At 36.7% G+C, this 24,517-nt stretch carries 18 protein-coding genes; 5 read left to right on the top strand and 13 right to left on the bottom strand.

From position 1 onward, the window contains the following. Nucleotides 1-3 precede the first annotated feature (3 nt). The 3 genes from ACMAYX_RS01210 to ACMAYX_RS01200 all read right to left on the bottom strand — a co-directional run bounded on the left by ACMAYX_RS01210 (nt 4) and on the right by ACMAYX_RS01200 (nt 2,700). Nucleotides 4-1,002 carry an adenosine kinase gene (locus tag ACMAYX_RS01210; protein ID WP_392992035.1) on the bottom strand — a complete coding sequence of 333 codons (999 nt, stop codon included), beginning with the start codon at nt 1,000-1,002 and terminating at the stop codon, nt 4-6. Between the two features lie 16 nt (nt 1,003-1,018). After that, entirely contained in the window at nt 1,019-1,795 is a 777-nt protein-coding gene (yaaA, locus tag ACMAYX_RS01205) for a peroxide stress protein YaaA (RefSeq protein ID WP_103217166.1), read from the bottom strand. An 86-nt stretch (nt 1,796-1,881) separates the two neighbouring features. Continuing rightward, complete coding sequence (locus tag ACMAYX_RS01200; protein WP_412469510.1) at nt 1,882-2,700, bottom strand: class I SAM-dependent methyltransferase; 819 nt, start codon at nt 2,698-2,700, stop codon at nt 1,882-1,884. 121 nt (nt 2,701-2,821) lie between these two features. Here ACMAYX_RS01200 and gcvPB point away from each other — a divergent pair, with 121 nt between their 5' ends. Continuing rightward, nucleotides 2,822-5,872, top strand: a complete 3,051-nt coding sequence (gene gcvPB / locus ACMAYX_RS01195) for an aminomethyl-transferring glycine dehydrogenase subunit GcvPB (RefSeq protein WP_412471407.1) — start codon at nt 2,822-2,824, stop codon at nt 5,870-5,872. A 329-nt stretch (nt 5,873-6,201) separates the two neighbouring features. Here gcvPB and ACMAYX_RS01190 read toward each other — a convergent pair whose 3' ends face one another. The 8 genes from ACMAYX_RS01190 to ACMAYX_RS01155 form a co-directional block, all read right to left on the bottom strand. Next, entirely contained in the window at nt 6,202-8,436 is a 2,235-nt protein-coding gene (locus tag ACMAYX_RS01190) for an ammonia-forming cytochrome c nitrite reductase subunit c552 (protein WP_412471406.1), read from the bottom strand. Then, nucleotides 8,436-9,698, bottom strand: a complete 1,263-nt coding sequence (locus ACMAYX_RS01185; RefSeq protein WP_412471405.1) for a hypothetical protein — start codon at nt 9,696-9,698, stop codon at nt 8,436-8,438. The genes ACMAYX_RS01190 and ACMAYX_RS01185 overlap by 1 nt, the downstream gene beginning before the upstream one ends. Next, on the bottom strand, nt 9,691-11,310 hold the full coding sequence (locus ACMAYX_RS01180; RefSeq protein ID WP_412469506.1) for a vWA domain-containing protein: 1,620 nt from the start codon (nt 11,308-11,310) through the stop codon (nt 9,691-9,693). Before ACMAYX_RS01180 ends, ACMAYX_RS01185 begins: the two co-directional genes overlap by 8 nt. Next, a complete protein-coding gene (locus tag ACMAYX_RS01175) occupies nt 11,307-12,200 on the bottom strand; it encodes a VWA domain-containing protein (protein ID WP_412469505.1) in 894 nt (297 codons plus the stop codon). Before ACMAYX_RS01175 ends, ACMAYX_RS01180 begins: the two co-directional genes overlap by 4 nt. A 73-nt stretch (nt 12,201-12,273) precedes the next feature. After that, nucleotides 12,274-12,744 (bottom strand): hypothetical protein, encoded by a 471-nt coding sequence (locus ACMAYX_RS01170; protein WP_392992048.1) that lies wholly within the window; start codon nt 12,742-12,744, stop codon nt 12,274-12,276. After that, on the bottom strand, nt 12,737-13,654 hold the full coding sequence (locus ACMAYX_RS01165; RefSeq protein WP_412471404.1) for a DUF58 domain-containing protein: 918 nt from the start codon (nt 13,652-13,654) through the stop codon (nt 12,737-12,739). The genes ACMAYX_RS01170 and ACMAYX_RS01165 overlap by 8 nt, the downstream gene beginning before the upstream one ends. A gap of 5 nt (nt 13,655-13,659) precedes the next feature. After that, nucleotides 13,660-14,622 carry an AAA family ATPase gene (locus ACMAYX_RS01160; protein ID WP_412471403.1) on the bottom strand — a complete coding sequence of 321 codons (963 nt, stop codon included), beginning with the start codon at nt 14,620-14,622 and terminating at the stop codon, nt 13,660-13,662. 53 nt (nt 14,623-14,675) lie between these two features. After that, a complete protein-coding gene (locus ACMAYX_RS01155; protein WP_412469502.1) occupies nt 14,676-16,208 on the bottom strand; it encodes an arylsulfatase in 1,533 nt (510 codons plus the stop codon). Nucleotides 16,209-16,392: 184 nt separating this feature from the next. On the opposite strand from ACMAYX_RS01155, the gene ACMAYX_RS01150 reads away from it, so the two are divergent. Together ACMAYX_RS01150 and ACMAYX_RS01145 are read left to right on the top strand one after the other, a co-directional pair. Beyond that, nucleotides 16,393-17,985: a peptide chain release factor 3 gene (locus tag ACMAYX_RS01150; RefSeq protein WP_412469501.1), complete on the top strand. Its 1,593-nt coding sequence runs from the start codon at nt 16,393-16,395 to the stop codon at nt 17,983-17,985. Nucleotides 17,986-18,083: 98 nt separating this feature from the next. Beyond that, nucleotides 18,084-18,437: a response regulator gene (locus ACMAYX_RS01145; protein ID WP_392992057.1), complete on the top strand. Its 354-nt coding sequence runs from the start codon at nt 18,084-18,086 to the stop codon at nt 18,435-18,437. A 45-nt stretch (nt 18,438-18,482) separates the two neighbouring features. Here the strand turns inward: ACMAYX_RS01145 and ACMAYX_RS01140 are convergent, their stop codons facing one another. Together ACMAYX_RS01140 and ACMAYX_RS01135 are read right to left on the bottom strand one after the other, a co-directional pair. Beyond that, entirely contained in the window at nt 18,483-21,611 is a 3,129-nt protein-coding gene (locus ACMAYX_RS01140; protein ID WP_412471402.1) for a hypothetical protein, read from the bottom strand. Nucleotides 21,612-21,644: 33 nt separating this feature from the next. Next, nucleotides 21,645-22,577, bottom strand: coding sequence for a hypothetical protein (locus ACMAYX_RS01135; RefSeq protein WP_103217160.1), 933 nt, complete (start codon nt 22,575-22,577; stop codon nt 21,645-21,647). A gap of 184 nt (nt 22,578-22,761) precedes the next feature. On the opposite strand from ACMAYX_RS01135, the gene ACMAYX_RS01130 reads away from it, so the two are divergent. After that, the gene (locus ACMAYX_RS01130; protein WP_103217159.1) at nt 22,762-23,691 is read left to right on the top strand and encodes a class I SAM-dependent methyltransferase; all 930 of its coding nucleotides are present in this window, start codon (nt 22,762-22,764) and stop codon (nt 23,689-23,691) included. A 25-nt stretch (nt 23,692-23,716) separates the two neighbouring features. Beyond that, nucleotides 23,717-24,472, top strand: coding sequence for an N-acetylmuramoyl-L-alanine amidase family protein (locus ACMAYX_RS01125; protein WP_103217158.1), 756 nt, complete (start codon nt 23,717-23,719; stop codon nt 24,470-24,472). Nucleotides 24,473-24,517: the final 45 nt, after the last annotated feature.

The raw sequence follows: 24,517 nt of genomic DNA, 5'->3' as shown, positions 1-24,517 counted from the left end.
TTCTTATAAAACTTCTTTTAAAATAGAATGAGTTTGTTCTTTTTCTAATCTTGGCCCGTATTGTGTTACAAGCTTTGCAGAACACGCACATGCAAGTGTTCCTGCAGCGCTAAAGTCTAGCCCATTAGTAATCCCGTAAAGGAATGCACCTGCAAATAAGTCTCCTGCACCGTTAGTATCAACAGCAGAAACCTTTGGAGCTGAAACATTAATTTGCTCTGAACCATTATAAAGGAAAGCTCCTTTTGAGCCAGCAGTAATTGCAAAAGAATGTGAAATATTCTTTAGCGCTTCAAATGCTTTCTCAACTGAATCCATTCCAGTAAATGATTTTGCTTCTTCCTCGTTACAGAAAAGAAGATCCAACTTATCATCACCAATCATTTGCTTGAAGCCATCTTTAAAGAAGCCTACAATACCAGGATCAGAAAATGTTAATGCAACTTTAACATCATTCTTTCTTGCAAAATCTCTGGCCGTTTGACAGGCAGCAATTCCCGCCGCACCAGTTACAAGATAACCTTCCATATAAAGCCACTTACTGTCGCCTAGAGCGGCAAGATCAAGTTGTTCATCTGAATATGTTGCAGTCGTTCCAAGAAAAGTATTCATAGTTCTTTCTGCATCTTCAGAGATCATGACAAGACACTTACCTGTTTCACCATCATATAGACCTTGTTCAATATTAGACTTAACACCATTTGCAAGCAGGTCATTCTTATAGAACTCTCCTGTTTCATCTTGTGCAACTTTACATGAGTAGAAAGTTTTAGCACCAAGTTGAGTAGCACCAATAATCGTATTTGCAGCAGATCCCCCACAAGCACGAGAATGACCAACATTACTTCCTCTAAGAGAGTTAAGAAGGTGATCTTGTCTTTCTTTTTCAACAAGAGTCATTAGGCCTTTTTCAATTAGGTGGTCGTTTAGGAATTCATCAGAAACTTTAAATTCCATATCAACAAGGGCATTTCCCATTCCGTACACATCATACTTCTTCATACTTAATCCTTTATATTTAAGACTCTTTTCTTTTAAAAATAAGTTCATTATTTACTTCATCAAAGTCAGCATACTTGTAACCAGCAACATCAAAGTTTTTAAGGCCTTCAATATCCTTAATTTTATTTTCAATAATAAAGCGTGCCATCATACCGCGTGCTCTTTTAGCATTGAAAGAAATAACCTTATATTGGCCATTCTTAAAATCTAAGAAGCGCACATTAACAAGTTCAGGAACGAGTTTGTCTTTTTTAACACTCTTGAAGTATTCCTCTGAAGCGAGGTTAACAAGATACTTAGACTTATTCGCTTTTGCATCTTCATTAATTTTCTCAACAATTTTTTCGCCCCAAAAATTATAAAGATTTGTTAGACCTTGGCCATTAATACGAGTTCCCATCTCTAAACGATAAGCACGTAACTCATCAAATGGAGCAAGAACACCATAGAGGCCAGAAAGAATCTTTAAGTGTTTTTGAGCATAGTTTAACTCACTCTTTTTAAGCTCACCCGCATTTAGGCCTTGATATGTATCTCCTGCAAAACTAAAAATTGCAGCGCCAAGATCATTTGTTTTCTTAAAATTATTAAAACGATCAACATTCAAATCGGCCAAGGCCTTTGAAAGCTTCATCATTTTAGATAAATCTTCACTTTCAAAATTTGCCATCTTAGTAGCAAGCTCAGTGGCCTCTTTTATGAACGTAGGTTTCTCTAGATTTACATCTTGAGCAACAGTGATATCTGAGTGATCAAAATTAAGTTTCTTCGCTGGAGAAATAACGATATCCATGAAATTCCTTTAATTTGAGTTTGAGTTACTAAACGCTTGAAATAATAACAATAACTTTATTAAAAGACTATGTTTTCTTAAGAATATTAAGGAAGAAAGTAGCGCTCATAACGTGTCGATTTACCGCTGTAGACGACTCTTTGATGCTTACAATCAGTAGGAATTTGTACCTCATTTGCTTTAATTGGCCTCTTTAAGCAAACTAAAGGAAATTTGGTACACAAAGACCATAGGTATAGATCCTGATCAGTATCTTTACCTACTAAGTCCTTAAAGACTTCCATTTCCTTGCGACTAAGCGCACTCTTGGCCTTGGATTTTGTCATTTCATACATGGGATCGTAAAAGCATCGCTTAAAATCACTTCCCGTATCGGCCAAAGTTGCTTGACCATAGCTGATGCTCATATATTTTTTGAAAATATTAGAAATCTTTTCATTTTCAAAACTTATGGCCTTCTCATACGCCCAAAGAGCAAGTCCAAAAACATAGGGATTTCTTTCAAAACAATCGAGATGACAGCCAAAGCTTAAAAGTAAGCAAGCGTCTTTACCTGTACCTAGGGTTGCATCAACAACTTTATTATGCTCGATGTCACCACCTTTCAGTTTTAGGGCACGAAAAAGAGGCTCTTTTGTTACAGCATAATTCCTTTTTAAATGAGTTTGTAAGTCTGTTGCCCAATCAAGCTTCAATGAAGAATCTCGGGCCGGATCAAATAAGCACAATTCATTATCTTTCCAAACTAAATAAACCCCTTGTAAGGATTCACCTGTCATGTGCAATTGATAAGTCAATTTATAAGAAGAGAGCTTCTGCAAATAGTTGCGCAGCGCTTGATTCAGAGATTCTATTTTTAAATCTTCTTCTTGCGCGCAGTCAATTACAATATCAATATTAGTCATTAGTGAAGTCTCATTCATATTAAAATCAAGTAGATGGCCAGTTTTTTCTATGCTATATATACTTTTCGTAAATACATACTTTAGAATTAATTTATCTAGATATAACACACACGGAGAACAGATGTCACACACACAAGACGTATCAAACTCAACTATTGAGAAACTTGGTTTTGACCCAAGAAATTTAAAAGTAAACTCTGGTGATCTTAATCGTGAACTTGCAAAGAATTATATCAGTGCAAGTGATGAAGAAATTAAACAGATGTTAAACGAACTAGGTCTAACGACACTAGAAGAATTATTCTCTCATATTAAAGACGATGTAAAATTCTCATCAAAAATTCCTTTAAAAGAAGGACTATCTTATGATGATCTCGTTACTAATCTTGATGAACTATCAAAAAAGAATAAAATCCCTACAAACTTCTTAGGTGATGGACTTCCACAGTTTAAAATTCATGAGATCGTTCCATATGTTTGCAATATTAGAGGACTAACAACAGCATACACTCCTTACCAACCAGAAAGATCACAAGGAACACTAAACACTCTTTGGATCTACTCAAGTGCAATTACAGCACTAACTGGTTATGAAGCGGTTAATGCGTCTTTATACGAAAGATCAACTTGTTTATTTGAAGCACTAAAGACAGGAGTACGTCTTGCACGCAAGAGAACAAAAGTATTAGTAAGTGAAGCAATCTATCCTCAAGATAGAAGTGTACTTGAAACAAATGCTGCACATACTGATCTGGAAATCCTATGGGCACCAATTAATAAAGAAAGCGGTCTAACAGACTTCGATAAAGTAAAAGAGTTACTTGAAACAAATAAAGAAATTGCTGCATTTGCATTTGGCCAAGTAAACTCACTTGGTCTACTAGAAGATGTTGATGCCTTAACTGACCTATGTCGTGACAACGAAGTATTCTCAATTGCTATTATCGATCCAATGCTACTTGCTAAGGGTGGTTTAAAGAAGCCAAGTGAATACGGTAGTGACAAGGCCGGTGCAACAATGATCGTTGGTGAAGGTCAACACCTTTGCCTAGACGCAAACTATGGTGGACCAGGTTTAGGTATCTTTGGAATTCGTTTTAACGACGCAAATAAGAATCAAATTCGCCAAACTGCTGGACGCTACGTAGGTAATGCAGTTGATATGAATAATCAAGAATGTCTTGCGATGGTACTATCAACTCGTGAACAACATATCCGTCGTGAGAAGGCCACAAGTAATATCTGCTCAAACCAGTCATTTGTAGCAACAATTGCAGGTGCTGCACTTTTAGCACTTGGTGATGAAGGTTTATCAGATAAGCTTGCAACTTCAAGACAAAACACTCAATACTTCCTTTCAAATATTCTACACCTAGATGGTGTGGAGCTTGCCTTTGATGCTCCTTACTTTAATGAAGTTGTTCTAAAGCTAGATAAGAAAGTAAGTGACATGCTTGCCTCAACTGAAGATCTAGTTGCTGGTAAAGATATTAGTGGCCGCCACAATCTAGAAGGAAACCTATTAAAAGTCTCTTTTGGTGACCAGCACACTCAAGAAGATCTCGATAAATTAATTGCTGCTTTTAATGCAAATTTTTCAGCGCAAAGTGAATCAGAATTCTTCATGCCGGAAATCCCTCAAACATATATAAGAGAAGATGCACCAGGGATTGCAACTTTCACAACAGAAGAAGTAAAAGCATTTTACGACAAGTGTGGAAGCTTAAACGTTTCTCCAGATGATGCCATCTACCCTCTTGGTTCATGTACAATGAAATACAATCCATATGTGAATGACTGGGCAGCAGGGCTTGCTGGCTTTACAATGGCACACCCAGACCTAGATGATAAGTATACTCAAGGAACACTTGAGCTACTTTACAATATCCAAGAAGATTTTAAGGCGATAACAGGACTTCCAGGACTTGTTACTCAAGCAGTGGCCGGTGCACAGGGAGAACTTGTTGGTATCAAGATGTTCCAGGCCTATCATGCAGATAGAGGTAACGCTGAAACTAAGAATGTAATTCTTATCCCACGCTCTGCCCACGGAACTAATCCAGCGACTGCCGCAGTAGCTGGTTTTGTCCCAGCTAAAGTTGACGGGAAACAAGTTGGTATCATTACTTTAGATGCTAATGAAAGAGGTCAAATTGATCTTGAGCAACTAAAAGAGATTATCAAAACAGATGGCGAGCGCATTGCTGGTATCATGGTAACAAATCCTAATACAGCAGGTATCTTTGAAGAGAACTTTAAAGAAGTAGCGGATCTTATTCACTCTGTTGACGGCCTAGTCTATATGGACGGTGCGAATATGAACGCTATTGCAGGGATTGTTTCTCTTGAGAAATTAGGAGTGGATGCTTGCCACAACAACCTTCATAAAACTTGGACTATACCACACGGTGGAGGTGGACCAGGAGACGCTATCGTTGCTGTAAGTAGCAAACTTGTTGACTATATTCCTGGAACTCAAATTGAGAAATTAGCTGATGGTTCATACAAGAAAGTACGTGCTCCAAAATGTATTGGAGACTTCCACCGCCACGATGGAAACGTTGCTCACAAAGTACGTGCCTACACTTATCTAAAGGCCCTAGGTCAAGACGGTGTTGTGACAATGTCACAAATTGCAGTATTAAGCGCACGCTATCTTTTCCAAAAGCTTAAGGATGTTTATCCAATGCTGCCACATGGAGCGGATGAAACACCACGTATGCACGAATTTATTATTACACTAAGTGACGATATGTTTGCTCATATCGAAAAGTCAGGAACTCTTAAAAATCAGATTATTGCAAAAGTTGGAAAGTTATTCCTAGACTTCGGGCTTCACGCACCAACAGTTGCTTTCCCAGAAGTATTTGGTCTTATGATTGAACCAACTGAATCTTTCACAAAGAAAGAGCTAGATGATTTTACAGATGTTCTAATAGCAATCAAAAATGTTCTTTCTGATTCTCCAGAAGTACTACACACAGCACCTCACTTCACTGCTGTTAGTAAAGTTGATGAGGTATGGGCAAATAAGAACCTTAAGTTCTACCGTACCCTAGATAAACTTTGGGAGCTTCCAAGTGACGAGATTTCACCTAAGATGTTACGCACGAAAGACACACTAGAAATTGTTAAAATGATTCAAGACAAGCACAAAGAATTAAAACAATAAGAAAAAAAAAGGCCTGCAATGCAGGCCTTTATATATATTAGGTGTAGCAGAAATTGAAAAACATACGAATAATTCGAGAATAACAACAACACGAAAATTAACACGAATTTGGGGAACAAAGAACAACAACACAACTTTATCGATATGTTTATTCATCAATCCCTGCTACATTAATGAGTGGTTTATACGACGTGATTTGAGATGTTACAACCTATCATTTTTGCACATGTAAATATTACAACAGTAGTTTGTTGACCTAATGGCCTTCATTAAAAATTCTTAAAAATGTAAGAGAATCACGACTTTTCACAGTAATTTTTGTTTCAAAATCACTGTCTAAAACGATTTATTTTCTTACTATAGAACTTCGTATTCTCAACATCCTGAAGCTCTACACTTAAAGCAAAAAGTAATTGGTTAAAAAGGAATGATGCCTCATAGCGAGATTCGTATTTCTTAGCTTCACCAAGCGCCTGCTCAGCACCAAAAACCTGCTTATAGGTAAGTATATAGAGGTAGCTAAAATAAGCATTATCTTTATTCAAGTCACTCGCAGATTTAAAATAATCAAGGGCCTTACGATAATCTCCTAGTCGCGTGTAATGCATACCTAGTGCAGTTAAAACACTGCCATCCTGTGGGTTTTTATTCAATGCCTGCGTTAAGATTTGTACCGTCTGTGCTTCATTACCAATTGAGCGATGAAGATCGGCCAAATTGATATAGGCCGCAATAAAATATGGATACTTCTTTATGGAAGCCTCAAGAAGTTGTGCAGGTGTTTTAGGAAATAGGCCAAAACGAGACAAAGTTGCCAGTTTAAGAATATTATCAGGAGCATCACTATGAAGCTCTAACATAGTTAGTAGAGAATCAAGCTGAGGCCTAAGATCAATGCCTGGAGCCTTTTCAAAATTAAGGCCATGAGTTGCTAGAACATAAACCGCTGAGAAAGATAGAAGCTTAGGTCCTTTTTTTGCCAAATCGATAATGGCCGTCTGAAGCTGTGAAATATCTGGAAAGTTTAACAACAATTCCAATGTCGCTTTTTTTATCAAAATTGAATCACTACTTAATAACTTCTCGTAATCGACTTTCTTCATGCTAGGAAACTCTCTTAGAAGAACAATGGCCGCGGCCCTTTTCATCTCTGGCATGTCAACATTATTGATATACGACAGTAGTCGATTTTTATTTTTAAAATTCCCCTTCTTCATTTCACCAATTATCTCAAGGAGCTCATCTCTTGTTTTAAGATTTGGAAACTTAGTTTGGAACATCGAGTTCATCTTCTCTTTTGAAATATCGCTATGACAAGAAGTACAACTATTAGGTACACCATAGGAAAGAGAATAATCAGGCCTAGGAATGACAAATTTATGATCGGCCCTCATATCAATTCCCATAAAGGCCTTTTTAGGCATGTGACAGTCGACACAACTTGCACTTGCGATTTCATGTCCATGATGGGCCTTTTTATCATAAGAAAGATCGTGACACTGTAAACAAAGAGCATTTCCTTCTTTTTTAAGTTTACCACTATGAGGATTGTGGCAATTAATACATTTGACACCATTATGGAACATTTTTGATTGGAGAAAAGAGCCACCTACAAAAGCTTCTTCTTTCTGCTGGCCATCAATATGGTACTGATTATCATTTACAATCGTCAGAGAGAATTGATTAAAGAAGTCAGCAGCAAAGTCAGCATGATCACTCATGTCTTCTCTTAAACTGTGACAAGTAAGACAAGTCGTGTTTGCATCATGTTCTGTAATATACGTATGCACACCACCATCTTTTGCAGGAATAATCTCTTTATAACCATTTGTTGAATTACGCCAAAAGCCTTTGTTTGTCAGATTAGAGTCTCTATCTTCTAAAGGCATACTGGCCCACTTAAGGTGTGTACTAGCATCACCGTGACAAGAAAAGCATGAGACATTTTCACTTAAAGACTTAGTCTTATATGAATCAGTTTTAAAATCATAAGACTTATCTAGGCCTGAAGAGTGGCAGCTTGCACAGCGATTATTCCAATTATTAACTCTATTATCCCACTTTAGTGAATCACTAAGGTGTGGATGATTTACTTGAACTTCACTTAAAGTATTAAACCACCTCTTAGCTTCGATATCCCAAGCAATTGGAGGTACTTGGAATTTACCATCTTTTCCAGTATCAACAACATATTGCTGAAGTGGATAATGTCCAAATGTATAAAGAACTTTATAATCGAGGCCGTTGATAGAAATATAAAACTGACCTTGTTTCTCGACAAATAGATACTTTGTTCTATTTGCTTCAAAAACTTTATTATTAAAATCACCTTTTACAAATTCCTTAGTCCCCTTATTCATTGAATGAAAATGATCTGAGCTGCTCCACTGAGATGCGACATCCTCGTGACACTGAAAACATGTTGATGGATCATTATTACTCTTTAATTGTTCATAAGAAATTTTTGTGGGATCAAACTTTGTAACTTCTAGTTTTTTATTAAAACACGAAGGAGCAGCAATAAGAACGAGAACAAAGAAGATGATATTAAGTATAATTTGCACTAGTTAAGCTCACTTATGTGATTACCATACTTAAGTGATGCCATTTTGAGATCTCTCTTAAGCGATAATCTTTCGAAGTGTGGCCAATAATCTTCAGACTGCTTAGATTCTAAAAAAAGATCGGCAAATAGTTTTTCAATACCGACAATGGCCTCTTCATTAGAAATATTAGATATAGCAGAATCATCAATACCATAATTTTCAAAAAATGACATCAGAGTAAGCTCATTAGCATCATGCGCAAATCGATATAAGTAGTTGATTAGTCCAACTGCATCTCGCTTTTTTATAATCTGTTTGAAAACACGTCGATTATTATACTCTTCTTTTAAATTATTATAAAAATATGCGAGTGATTCTCGATTTAGTCGATAGAGATAAAAAACAAACACAAGAACTAAAGCGATGACACAGATTAAGAGTTTAGTCTTAGTAGAGAAGTAAAATCCTCCCAAGTGTATTATTATATTTTGTAGTTCACTATTTTGAATTTCATCATTATCTATATCAAAATAACGAATCCTTGTGGGCTCAAGCTTAACGCTACCAGCACGATTAAAGACGACAGTTATCTTTTCTCTTATAATAGATTTCGCTTCTCCACGATCAAAACGATCATCCTTTTCAAGTACTTCATAATAAAACGAGACATCATCTTGCCTCTTAAAACGCATTTGAGGTAAAAGCGCCACACTTGTCTGACTCGCTTCAATTTTGTATTCAAAAACAAGAGCATCTGAGTCTTCATTTTGTTCACTAATTTGAGTGAGGTTTTCCTCAACTCCCAAGGCAACAAAATCATAATTAGCTCCCACATCTTCAACCTCAAAAGATGGGCCAGGCAAAAAGATTTCTTCACGGCCTTTTACACCTGTCGATTTATTACGAACAGTAACGGCAAGTCTAACGCCTTCAACAAGAAGGTTACCACTATAACTTGGAAAGACTTGAATACTCTGAGATTTCAATAAAACATTGCCAGAAGACTGAAGGAAGTATTCGCGAGTGCTTTGCTGAGTTGCTAGTCCTTTGGAAAAGTTGATATCGAGAACTCTAACATCAACCTCTAAGCCTTTTTGATATTTTGTAAAAAGATCGAAAACAACTAATTGTTTTGGAACAATCTTCCCTTCACCAGCTCTTACAAACGAGAACTCAATCTCGCCTGAGTTCAAATAACTTTTTATTCCATTTAATGCATAAGAATGACGATGAAAAACCAGTATAAAAAATGAGAGGAAATAAAATAATGATCTATTCATTATCAACCTCATCATTATCAGATTTTTTAGTTTCTATTTGCTGATCTATGATTTGAATTTTACGGGCCAAAAACTCTCGCAGAGGTGAATGAACTTTATTCATCCATAAATCGACATTTAGAGCATCTTTTGATTCCCTTGAATCTTTTGTATTTGTCTCTAATACCTTGGCCCCGCGAGATATCTTAAATTTCTCACGGTAGAGTTTTGTCTTCTCGTCCCCTTCGGCCCTTTGGGCCAAACTAGTTGCATCAATCTCAGCAACAAGTTTTTTCATAATCTCAACATTTTGCATTGCCTTCTTTGCATAGGGGCCACCACTCTTAATAATCTTTTCGTATTCTAATTGTGCTGATAAGTAATAACCCATATGTGCAATGCAATTTGCATTTGCAAATCTCGCAGCAGGAGAATCAAGGCTTGAAAAATATAGCTGAGCATTCTTAAAGTCCTCAGCCAAATAATAAGAGAGGGCCTTACTATACTGATCATCATATTCTTTAGCGGCCTTCTTAAAATAACCGAGCTTATAAAATAAATGGCCTTGTTGATTTGAAGTTAAGAATGGATCCAATATTATATTTGCTTTTACAGTCTTTGGAGAGAAGCAAACAAAAATAATAAAACAGTGAATAACGGCCACCCAACCACGCCTAAAGTACATAACAAAAGGGGCAATGCATAGAAAGAGTAGATAATAACCAAGATCATGCCAAGGAAGATCACTATCGCTATCTAGGGGGTAATACTTTGTTAAATAAGCACTCACTTGAGCAATATCACTATTATCATTAGAGAACTCTATATAATTACCATTTCCTGCTGAAGCAAACTTCTGAAGTAAAGTAGGATTAAAAGTATTGCTATCTAATTCAACTTCTGGTCGGCCTACACCATAGACTATTAAGTTAACATCATAAGATTCAAGCCCACGGGCCATAATTGGAATCGATTCATCATCAACTTGATCAGAGATAAAAATTAAGTTTTGCCCCTGGCCATCTTTTGAAAAGGAAGATGCCACTACTTTCTCAAGACTTGATAAGCGCAAGAGTTCACCTGTTACAAGAGAGGTATCAAGTGCTGTAATGAAATTATTTAAGATATTAAAATCTCTTGTAAAGGGAAGAATTTGATATGAGTTACCAGATGTAACAACAAGAGAGTAATAAGAGCCTTGAGTAACTTTTAATAGATCGATAATTTTTAATTTTGCTCTTTCAATACGCGATGGTGATATATCAATTGACTCCATTGATTCAGAAAGATTAAAGACAAGCATTGTTTTAGATTCATTCTCATCAAAGGATGTCCTTACCTTTTCAAAACTAGGTCCACTAGCGGCAAGAATAAGCATAAAAGCTAATGCTAGCGCCCATAACTGTGGATCTTTAAGGTATTCTCCTCGTTGTTTTACAACAAGAGCATTTAAAATATCACGGCCAAAATATTGTCCAAGCTCCCCCATCTTCTTACTTCGTAAATAGAGTACAGCAAATAGAGCTACGATAATAAGCAAAAGCAGCCACCATGGCCTAATGAAGTGGAAGGCAGCAATATTAGTATAAAAGCGTATAATAAATGCTTTAGCTAGCGCCAAGATTTCACTCATTGCACACTCCTATGTCTAAAGCGTCGACTAGATATCACGATTACAATGGCAAAGAGATATAATAATAAAATTATAATAATTGGGTAATAAAAGAGGTCGTACTTTGGCCGATATGTTAATCTTGTCATTTGCTGAACTTCAATAGAGTTGATTTCTTTAAATGCCTCTTCAAGCTCTTTCTCATTCTTGGGTAAGTAAAATCGGCCATTAGTTAACGTGGCGATCTGTTTGAGTGTATTTGTATCAAGGCTATTCTCACCTACAGTAGTAGGATCTCCATACCCCAAAACATAAATTCTAATATTCTCATTTTTAGCTATTTGAGCAGCATCAATAGGACGAACTTCACTACCTGTATCATTGCCATCAGTTAATAAGATGAAAACACGTTCTTTAACCTTAGTATCTCGAAATCGCTTAATTCCGAGTCCAATGGCGTCTCCTAACCTGGTACTAAGACCGGCCATCCCGACACTAGATTGCTCAACAAGTGACACAAGTGATTTTTTATCATTTGATAATGGGGCCTGAAGGTAAGCAGAGTCTCCAAAGACAATAAGTCCTAGAAAGTCATCACTTCTTTCGTTAATAAATTTTGTGATATTCTTCTTCGCAACATCAAGTCTTGTCTCACCAGTTTGGGTATCTTGATAGCTCATCGAGCCAGACAAATCCAATGCGATATAGAAGCTCTTTGAAGAAATATTTTTTATTATTTCTTTACCACTCATGACAGGCTTAGAAAGAGCGACACAAAACAAAACCCATGAAATTATTAATAAGGAGTTTTGAATATGTTTACGTTTTCTAATATTTTCAGCACCTGCTGCTGTTTGCATACTTTCAGCAACGATATTGTAAAATGATGCTCTAATAGAAGTTTGTCGCATCCTAAAAGGCTTAAAAAGGAAATGAACAAATATTGGCAATAACACAATCAGAAAGAAAATAGGATGCTCGAAACTAATCACGATACCTCCCTAAAATAACTCCAATATCTAAAAGCATTTTCTTTTTTAAAATGATCTCATCTTCAACATCTATATTTTTAGCTGAATAGATATATTCATTAAGCTCATCTTGCTCAAGTTGAGAATACTCTCCAAGTCCATTATCAACTAAGAATCGATCATTAATTTGCTTTTTAAATCTTAATTTGAAAACTTTTTTATATAAGAGATAAATATCTTCAACTTTATCCTTATTAGTAAGGCCCTTATAGATTCTGAGATAGGGTCCATACTTTTTCAGATAAAGAATACGTTGATAAATATAGTAGAGAACAAAACTAATTATTATAATGAGCAGTAGGGCCCATCCCCAAGTTTGTGGCAACAATGAGACACTACTAACTTCAACAGAAACTTCTTGAATTCCTTTAATCGATAGATTCCCAAAATACTCATGCTTAATTGTTTCGAGGGCCTTACTCATGAAAACGCCTCTGTTTTAACTGAGTAAAAATATTCTCATGAGTATTTATTTCAAATATAGGAAACGATAATTTCCGACATAGGCCATAAAGTCTATCAATATGCTTATCCCAATTTTCTTTATAAGCATTTTGTAATTTCTCCCCTTTCGAGTTAATAGTTAGTTCATCAATACTATTTGATATGACAAAATTACTAACCTCTGGAAGCCTTGTTTCATTTTGATCAACAATATGAGCTAAAACTAACTCATTCTTATTGGCCAACAACTTCAATTGTGTAAAAGCACCTTCATTAAAATCCAAAAAATCGGAAATAAATATAATGAGAGAATTCTGTCTAACTTCATGTCTAAGACGCTTTAAGGCCTCTTCAACCACATCCATCTTATTAGTCAAACTACTTACATCGAGTTTACGATTTGCGCTCTCTAACTCACTTAATATAGCAACAGATCTTGCTTGTGACTTTGATGCTTTTATAAAGCTATGTCCATCATTAGAAATAACAAAGGCCCCGACTGGGTCTTGGTTATTTACAACACTCCAATATGAGATACTTGCTAACTCACAGGCCACTACAGACTTCATTTTACTTGTTGAACCAAAGAACATGGTTGAGCTTTGATCAACAACTAAGTAGACCGGTCTTTCTTTATCTTCGGTATATCTCTTAACAACAGGCTTAGAAAGTTTCTGTGTAAGTTTCCAGTTCATATTTCTGATATCGTCTCCTAGACGATAATTATCCATCTCTTCAAAAATTAGGCCTTGGCCTTTTACTTTAGATGCGAACCTTCCTACATACTTATTCCTAATCGGACGATCAATGAATGTACGAAAATGAACCATCTTAGCTTTAAGCTCCATTAGATAGTTCTTAGATATGTAAATCGTATTCTCTTGAATCATTGTTTTTACAATACAGCTACTGAGTCTATTATTTGATCAATTATATTATCGGCCGAGACTCCATCAGCGATGGCCTCATAACTAATATATAATCGATGCCTTAGAACTGGCTTCATTATTGAACGCACGTGATCAGGAGTAACAAATTCGCTGCCACAAAGCCAGGCCTTGGCCTTAGCAGCAATATCTAGCGAGAGGGTCGTACGAGTACTAAGTCCCATTGTTATATACTTACGTGTATCATCAGGGAGTTTATCGCTACTTCTTGTTGCATCGACAATATCAACAATATACTGATCAATTGCGGCCGAAGAAGTAATCTTTTGAATTTCATTTCTCGCCTCAAAAATGATCTCTTCACTTGAGACACTCTTGATCTGTGGAGCATTATAATTATCTCGAATTAATTGCATAATTTTCATTTCATTATCCTTATTAGGATAATTGAGAATTAACTTAAAAATAAAGCGATCTAATTGTGCTTCAGGAAGCGGATATGTACCATCTTGTTCAATTGGGTTTTGAGTTGCTAAAACCATAAAAAGTTTAGGTAATTTATGAGTAACACCATTTACTGTAACTTGCCTTTCTTCCATGGCCTCAAGAAGAGCTGATTGTACTTTTGAGGGGGCACGGTTAATTTCATCTGCCAAAAGAAGATTGTTAAAAACAGGTCCTTTACTAAATTCAATACGGCCCTTACCACTTTCATCAGTCAAATATAACTCAGAACCAACAACATCTGATGGGAGTAAATCTGGAGTAAATTGAATACGACCTAAATCGGCACCAATCAGTCCGGCCAGGTATTTTACCGTTGTCGTTTTACCTGTTCCAGGATTACCTTCAAGAAGAACATTTCCATTACATAGAACTGCAAGAATGATCTTTTCAATGATCTCTTCTTGACCAATGATTCGATTATTTAATTGTTCTTGAATATTTTGAATTTCATTTAAAACAGACATAATCATTCCAAATATAAATATGGCGAACACTAGGTCCGCCATATCAAAGTAAGTTATTTCTTTTTATTTTGCTGGAGAATATTTCTTGTAATATCCTTCATACTCCATGAGTCAGCAGCTTGACTTGGTGGGTACTGCTTGAATGTTTCAAGAAACTTCGATGTAACATCCATGGCCATGTAAACGTAAGCCGCTTTGTACTGCATCCAGTCCCAGTATGTATTCGAGTTTTGGTCTGCTCTTTCATAAGGGTCACGACGAAGATTGAATACCTTTGAAACACGAAGATCAACAAATGGTTCGGCCCATAGTGCCATTGTCTTTGCTCTTTGTTCAGAGAAAACAACTTTCCAATCTCCCATACGAACGGCAACAGGAACACCCTGATCATCTAAGTAAATGAACTCATTACGAGGAGACTTCTTTTCCTTACCTTCAAGATATTTTGTAAGATCAAACCCATCTAAGTGAAGTTTAACCTTCTTTTTACCAATACGAGTTCCCTTAAGAAATTTCTTATTGATATCAGAGTATCCTGCCCACTTTGTGATCGTCGGCATCCAATCAAGTGTAGAAACAATTTCATTTGAGATTTGACCAGCTTTAATCTTCCCAGGAAACATAACGAGAGCAGGAACACGGTAAGCACCTTCCCAGTTCGTATTCTTTTCAGATCTAAATTTTGTAATACCAGCATCTGGCCATGTATTGAAGTGAACACCATTGTCAGTTGAGTACATAACAAAAGTATTATCTTTGATCTTATTCTTCTCTAAAGAATCAAGAAGACGACCTACATACATATCGTGTTGTACGAATACATCGTTGTAGTCACCTTGACCTGAAAGTCCTTTGGCCTCTGGACGAGGGTGTGTACGGTAGTGCATTCCAGTTGTATTTACCCATACAAAGAAAGGCTTCTTTTTCTTAACAGCATCTGTCATGAATTTAATTGAACGATTAACAATATCTTCATCAACTGTTTCCATTCTCTTCTTCGTCAGTGGACCAGTATCTTTTACTTTTCCATCGGCAAATGAGTGAAGAACTCCACGAGGACCAAATTTCTTATGAAACGCCTTGTCTTTTGGATAATCTGGATCTTCTGGCTCTTCCTCAGCATTTAAGTGATATAGGTTTCCATAGAATTCATCAAAACCGTGTTTTGTCGGTAGATGCTCATCTCTATCACCTAGGTGGTTCTTTCCGAACTGACCCGTAACATATCCTTGAGTCTTTAATACCTCTGCAATTGTGATATCGCGATCTTGAAGTCCAGCCTTAGCACCAGGAAGCCCAACTTTTGAAAGACCTGTTCTAAGAGTTGCTTGTCCTGTGATGAACGCTGAACGACCAGCTGTACAAGATTGTTCAGCATAGTAATCTGTAAACATCATCCCTTCTTTAGCAATTCGATCGATGTTTGGAGTTTTATAACCCATAATACCGTGACTGTAGGCAGAGATATTTTCAACACCAATATCATCTCCCCAGATAATTAAAAAATTTGGCTTTTTTGCGGCCTGGGCACTAACTGAAATAGCACCAACACAAATAAGACCAATTAAAGATTTAAAACCTTTCATCAGTTCTCCTTAAATTGTTAATTTTGTTAACTTTTCTATAAAGAAATTATTGACTAAGAGTATGCCCAAGACACTCAATTAAGTAAATTTAAAAAATAAATAAGATTTGAAGTAAGCTATTCAATTTATTCACACTGTGTTACAGTGTCGCATCATAAAATTATAAAATTAGGATACGAATTAAATGGAAGATTTAAAAAGAGCGACCTTTGCAATTATTTCTCACCCAGATGCGGGGAAAACAACAATGACAGAAAAACTTTTATGGTTTGGTCAAGTTGTACGCAGCGTAGGTATGGTAAAGAGTAAGCAAGGTAACTACGCAAAATCAGACTGGATGGAGATGGAAAAAGAACGTGGTATCTCAATCACTTCATCAGTTATGTCATTTCCATATAATGAACGTGCCATGCACCTTCTCGACACTCCTGGTCACAAGGATTTCTCCGAGGATACTTATCGTACGCTAACTGCTGTAGAGAGTGTTCTAATGATGATTGACTCGGCCAAAGGTGTTGAGACTCAAACAAAGAAGCTAATGGAAGTATGTCGAATGCGAGATACACCAATTGTGTCTTTCTGTAATAAATTTGACCGCGATTCTCTTGACCCATTTGAACTAATTGATGATGTTGAAAAGACTTGTTCTATTCAGTGTGTGCCAATGACTTGGCCAATTGGCTCAGGTGTTGACTTCAAAGGTGTATACGATCTTAAGAAGAAAACAATTATGAGTTTTAAAGATGCTCAAGATCCATTTAGTCCAAATATCATTGATGCAAGCGACTTAAGAGCTCAGCACATTGTCGACTTTGTTGGCGAAGAATTATTAGAGAAGTTAGAAAACGATCTTGAAATGATTAGTGAACTAATGCCAGAATTCGACGAAGAAGAGTTTTTAGCAGGTATCATGACTCCAATGTACTTTGGATCTGCTCTTAATAACTTTGGTGTAAAAGAAGTTTTAGATACATTCTCTAAATTTGCGCCAGGTCCAGGAAAGCGTGAAGTAATCACTGCACCACTAGAAAAAGGTGAAACACGTATTGTTGAGCCAAGTGAATCTAAATTTAGTGGTTTTGTATTTAAGATTCAGGCAAACATGGATAAGAAGCACCGTGATCGCGTCGCTTTCATCCGCGTTTGTTCAGGAAAGTTTACTCGTGGCCAAAAAGTTACATTAGCAAGAACAGGAAAAGAATTAAAAATAGCAACTCCACTAATCTTTCAAGCGCAAGATCGAGAAATTACTGAATATGCAATTCCAGGAGATATCATTGGTATCCACGATTCAGGAAAGCTGCAAATTGGAGACACTTTTACAGAAGGTGAAATCATGCAGTTTACAGGGATTCCAAGCTTTGCCCCGGAACTATTTAAGAGAGTTCTCTTAAAAGACCCAATGAAAGGAAAGCAGCTTGATAAAGGTCTACAGCAACTATCAGAAGAAGGTTCTGTTCAGTTGTTTAGACGCCATAACTCAACAGAGAAAATTCTTGGTGCAGTTGGTGCCCTGCAATTTGAAGTTGTCCAACGTCGCCTAGAAGACGAATATAATGTTAAGGGAGAATACGAAGGCTTCCCTTACAACGGTATTAGATGGATAAAATTTCCAAGCGAGAAAATTAAAGACGAGTTTATTTCCCGCTATAGTGCAAATATCGCTTTTGATATTAAGGACCGCCCTTGCTTTATTTACCGCACGGAATGGGACCTTAAGCTTGCAACGGAAAAGTATGCTGATGTAGAGTTTTTCAAGACAAATGATTTCAAATAGTTAAGTCAATCAAACTAAATTGCTTGATAAACAAATAAAAATTAACTATGATGAAGTGTCTTTTAGACAACACAGCACGGCACAACAGGATTTTTAATTTGAAGTTTTTATTTGTGGAAGATGAAGTTGAATTAGTAGAGCTCTATCAATACATGTTTGATCGCATCGGATTAGATTATGAAGTTGCGTACAATGGTGAAGAGGCGCTTGAGAAAGTTAAGAATGGAAAATTCGATTATATTTTCTCTGATATTCGCATGCCAAAAATGAATGGAATCGACTTCTTAAAAAACCTTATTTTAGAAGGACTAGATTTCAAGAAATTTATTTTTGTAACGGCCCACCAAGAAGTGTCTCTTGATGAAGTAAAAGAACTAGGCGCACATGACATTCTTTATAAGCCAATTCGCCATCAAGTCTTTATGGATTATATTCAGGATTTACAAGCTTAAAAATTAATATAAAAAAAAGGGCCTCTGATGAGGCCCTTTTCTTTTCTATAAAATTTCATTTAATAATTCTTCACAACTATTTGTTCTCACAAACTCTCCTGGTAGCTCACGAGCTGGAACAATATCTTGTCTCATCTCTTGGGCAGCAAGAGCTGCACGGATACGGTGCTCATTATCCATTGTATTTAACTCATCAGCTGGCCCTGGAGTCCACTGACGTCCAGTAGAGTTAAGAGCTTCATCGCTACTTCTTGCATCAACAGCTTTTCCCCAACCAGGTTGATGAGGATGGATTGCCATTTTCTCATCAATACTTCTAAAGAATATTTTATCTGACTCTAGTTGAGAAATAGATAAACCTTCCATTGCAGCTGTACGGAATTGGTTAACATCAAGTCCTAAATCATCACATAACTTTTTAAGATCATCTTCAACCATATCTGGTTTCTTAACATAATCAACGTGAGTCGTATTATCAATTTCACCAGATAAGGCAGTCGTACTATTGATGGCCTTATCAAGCATTGCTCTTACAAGCTGAATCTGCATTGCTGATTCGGCCGCATCACGAGGAGCATTGAACATTCTAAACTCACCTTTTCTAATTTTTGGATCGACTCTAAAAGTTCTTCTCCAATCTGTTGTAGGATTAGAGATATCAAAGTCATCTGTTACAAACTCTTCTGGGATAACATCCTGAAAGTAAGCTGAAACATCAAGTTGGATATAACGAGTCTTACGTCCGAAGCGAGTATTAAAGTACCTTTCATTATAAAGAAGCTTTTTAAGTTCTTCTTCAGATCCATTAAAGTCCTTAAGTGCATTCTTAAGTGTATCACTTACAACGACAGGCTCTGAAGTGTGTGTACGATTAATATGCTGGAACATTAATGAAATGATCCCTCTATGCTCGTGGAAGATTGTTAAGAATCTTGCAAGGGCCTTAGGGTTACCATCAAATGCAGCAAGGTCAATATTGACGTGACCACCACCGGCCATTAATGATGGAAGAACATTATTCTTCTCAAAAGCTTTATATACCGACGATACCTCTTCAATAGTAGGAGTAAACTTTGGCGTAATTAGCTCAATCGTTCCCCCACGTGGAGAATCTGCAATGATCTCACCAGAAGGAGTATATGAGCGGCCAATACCATCCCATTCAACTTGCCATTTTCGGCCTTTAGAATCGCGAATTGCATAGGCAACATCAAGTCCGTGCCCGTGTCCATCAACTTCTAGTTTAACAGGTGCCTCACCTTCTTCTCCACCAATTTCTTCATAAAGATCTTGAGCAACTCTTTTAATAATTGCTTCACGCTCTTGTGATGACAGATCAATAACAGTTTGTACCCAAGCGCGCTTACCATCTTCAAGACGATCTTTAGAAGTAATCGACTTAAGTCTTAATGGGAACTTACCAGAGTACTCGATACCAAGATCAATCTTATTAACATCGACTGGATTTGCAACTCTATTAGGAGCATCGACGTTGGCCTTAAAGTCCATTGTTAATGCATTATAGTCCATTTTCTTAGGACGCATATAGGCTTCAAGATCATCAATTAACTTAGAAGCTGAAACCCATGTACGATTCATTTCACGAATTTCTTGCTTTAATTTGTCTTGAGACATATTCGGATCAAGTAGAGCGACCTTCTGTGTATAATCTTTAACAAGATTTTTAATGATCCCGCGCTTTGTATCCCCAATGAATGCAACCTCTGGTTCTGTCCAGCCCCAGAACATCACACGGTAGTCGGCCTTAATTCCTGCCTTTTGCATATTAGCGATTGCCTGTTCGACAACACTCAGTTCAATACCAAATCGAGCTGCAATACTTTCAGGCTCTCTAAATGCGGGGCTATTCAAGTTATAGTCTGAAATACTTGCAATGCCACTAAAGTCATTGGCCCCAATACGAGCGGCCAGTGTCGTTTGATAAAATCTTGCAGGCGCAAGGTTCTTTGTTCCGGCCCTAAACTCTATACCTAAACCACCAGTCTTTTCAATCCATGGCTTCCACTGATCGTCTGGTCTAATTACACCACGTCCACCATGATAAAGATTAGTAAGGTTTGATTCTGTTTGAACATTCTTATAATTGGCAAATTCAATTCCAGAGTTACCTTTAATACCATTTAATACAATATAAGACTGAATCGTACGGTAGAACTCTGAAAGCTTTGCTTCATCGAGATCAGGGTGCTTTCTAAAAACAAGTCTCTGGTGACCAGGAGCTTGAAAGAGTTGAACTTTATTCTTACCAGTTAAAGGATCGCGCACAACTTGAGAAAGAGATTCCCTAAACCATGCAACCATTTCTTCGAATTCACCATAAGTATTTTGGGCCTTAAAGTTAATCTCCCAACCACCATTACCACCACCGTGGCCATGGGCATCTGTAAGAAATCTTTCGGCCTTACCAAAGTTAGGCTTCCACTCGCGGTAGTCTTGCTTGTTACCAAGAAATTTATGTGGTTTGCTATACCAACCACCACCTTCTGGTTGAACAATCTTTGGAAGACCAGGAAGGTTTCCAGTAAAAAACTTACGCCTAACAGTCGGCTTAATGAAAGTCATTGATCGATCTTCCATCTGCTCAAATAGATTGTAGAAAACTTTTTCTAAAGTTGCTAAGTCAGCTGTTTTGATATCAGTTGCCTTAAGCTCAGTTAAGTCAATAACCTTAGGGTTTCCTTCGGCGTCTACAACGTCTCTTGCGAGATCAATCTTTCGACCTGTCGTAACGTCTTTATAAGTACGATATCCATTAGAATCCTTTGCATAATTTTCTAAGAAATCGCGAAAGAAAAGCTCTTTATTTGCATCTGAAAGAGTATCAATATTCTTTTTAATAATTGCCGTCGAAGGAGACATGACTCTTGTTAATAGAGAAGAAGACGCTTCTTTTTCGGCACCGTAAGTTACCCCTCCAAGCATGCCTGGAAGAGTTTTATCATCTACTAAAAGCGCCTTGGCACTATATGATGCTCCAGAATACTGAAGATCGGCCCATGCTTCATAAGCAGTTTTGAAACTTCCATCAGAAGATGGATTTCGATAATCACCATGCTTAAGTTGGGATACCCCAAAAAAAGCAGCTGTCCCAATTGCAACAGTTCCAACAACTGGCAAATAAAGATCTTTAAATTTTCTATTAGTATCACTCATACGCTATACCTTCATTTTTTATTATTTATTTAATTATTTGAAAAAACACTTTTTAGCTTTTAGCTCTTCAATACTATTTGCTGTTTCAGGAGTCTTATCGCTAACTTTATAAAGTTGCTTATAAAACTCATCTTCTCTTTTAGAAACTGGCTTCTTAGCTGCTTCATTAATGGCCTTAGCTAATTTCGCTGCTCTTTGTGGCGAAAACTTACCATCAATAATTTTCCAGAAAGATGCCTTTGCAGTAGGTCCAGCAAGAGTCACATTTCCGGCCTTGTCAGCATTGTATTTTGAAACAGCATCATAGAACTGCTTGTATTCTTTCTTTGCTCCTCGATCATTAAAACTTAAGAATAACGCTAGAGTCTTACGCTCACCTGCATCGAGGTAACGAGTGACATCTTTAGCATTGCCCTTTCGAGACATCTTGCTAATGTAGCGAGAAATAGATGTAGAACTTTTTGGAAGTCGTGAAACTTGTTTTTTTAAAACTGGATCAGCAACAACAGTAATATTTGACTTGAATCCAAGACTAGCTAATTGATCCGATTTACAATATGAACAATTTAAAATCTTACTAGAGTCTTCACCATAAACAGATGCAATATAAGCAAGATCATTTACAATATCCTTAAACTCTTGCCCTGTTACGGTATCGTGATTCATTTTTAATGCAGCTAGAATACGACCTATTTTTGCAGCATCTTCTTTTGTCGTATTTGGCCTTAGCTCAACAAGGGCATCACTCAAACTTGCATGTCCATGCGAAAGCGAAGCGACACTATTATTAATCGAATCTTTGAGGCTTGTAACAGAAGCGCCAGAGACCCCTTCTTTCACAATTTTAGATTTGATTGAGACCGGCTTCAATAAAAGCTCGCCAAAAGTAAAGATACTTGCATAAGTACTTCCAGAAATTGCTACAAACGCATACAGCGCAAGCATACTTCTACCCATAAATTTCATTAAACTCTCCTCACGAAATAGAATGTGAATCAATTGTATATATGTTAAAATTGATAAGCTTTCGTAATATCGTCTTACTTAACGGAAATCTTAGTCGCATACTTTAGTCAGGTACTTGCAAAATATTAAAATTTAAGCATAATCTTTGTGATATCAGCTGCTTGAATTTACAGAAGGAAAAATCATGAGTGCAATCAATGGCCGCATCAAAAAACTTTATCGACATAAAAAGAAATGGGCCAAGAGAAATAATATTGATTCATTTCGCCTCTATGACAGAGACATTCCTGACTTTCCTTTCATTGTTGATATTCACGCCAATTACTGTGTTATTTATAAAAGAAGCATTGATAAGATTGACGCTGATAAGAACCATCTTCCCCTATTGGTTGAGGCCATTAAGGAACACACTGAACTTAACGATGATGCCATTTTCATAAAAGAAAGAAAGGTACAAGGACAGGATTTTCAATATGAAAAATCTAAAGGTGAAACTCCCCTTATTTCTCAAGAAGGTAATTTAAAATTTAAACTAGTTTTAAATAAGTATATTGATACAGGCCTCTTTCTCGATCATAGGCCACTAAGGCAATTATTAGCAAAAGAAGATTTTCAAAATAAAAAAGTATTAAACCTTTTTTGCTATACAGGAAGCTTATCTGTTGCAAGTGCATATGCTGGAGCAACTGTAACAAGTGTTGATATGTCTAATACGTATCTTGATTGGGCAAAAGAAAACTTTAAACTTAATGAATTAGATATCAATAAACATACTTTCATTAGAGAAGATGTTTTAAAATACCTAAAAGATGAAGCTTTAAAGCAGGACAAGAAATACGATGTCATCATCCTTGATCCACCATCAATGTCAAAATCTAAAAAAATGGATGTTGTATTTGATGTGCAAAAAGACCACGAGCTTTTAATTGAGCACTGTTCAAAACTTCTTGAAGATAGTGGCGTCCTCTATTTTTCAAATAACTTACGTAGCTTTAAACTTAGTGAGCAAGTACAACAGAGCTTTGAAGTCAAGGATATGACAAGATGGAGCATCCCTGAGGACTTTCATGATCAAAAGATTCATAAGCTTTATAAAATCCATTTGCACTGCTAGAGGGATATCCATATAATAACTATACATGATTAAAAACTTACTTCTTATTTGTTCCATCTTACTCGTATCACAGACGTTTGCAGCGACTGTACTGATTGACCCTGGTCATGGCGGTGAAGACTGTGGGGCCAAGGCAAAAGTGTGGAGAAAAAAGAAGCTAAACGTTGTTTGTGAAAAAGATGTCACACTAAAAATTGCTGTTAAATTGAAAAAGTATATCAATGAAACAAAGAGGCACCGCGCTTATTTAACAAGAACAATTGATAAAACAGTCTCTCTACAAAAAAGAGCAGATATGGCCGACATTATTAAGGCCGATATTTTTATTTCAATCCACTTAAATGCGGCCGAAGACAATAGCTCAAGTGGCTTTGAAACATACTACTTAAACAATCACCAAGATGCTGCGATCGCAAAAATTGAAGCGGTAGAAAACCGAGATCTCGAAGGAAAACAGGTCATCATCAACAATATTCTAACTGATCTTGTCGTTGAGCGTGTTGCACCAGAATCTAAAAAGCTTGGGACTAAAGTTCACGATGAATTAGGAAAGCTTCTAACAAAGAATTATAAGATGAAAGACCGAGGCCTAAAACCGGGCCTTTTCTATGTACTAGCATTATCAAAAAGACCTTCTATTCTCTTAGAGGCCGGCTTTCTTACGAACACTACTGAAGCCTCTCTTGTTTTAGATGATTGGTTTCATCACCTCTATGCAAAATACTCAGCAAAAGGGATTATCAGCTACTTAGACTCAATCTCTGGCCCAAGTCTTTTTTAATACCTCAACATTTCCCTCAAGTATTAATCTAAACATTCCGAAAAG

Origin of the sequence: Halobacteriovorax sp. RT-2-3, assembly GCF_047085075.1 — a bacterium.
In the GTDB taxonomy this organism is placed as follows: domain Bacteria; phylum Bdellovibrionota; class Bacteriovoracia; order Bacteriovoracales; family Bacteriovoracaceae; genus Halobacteriovorax_A.
This window is presented reverse-complemented; position numbering and strand designations above follow the sequence as displayed.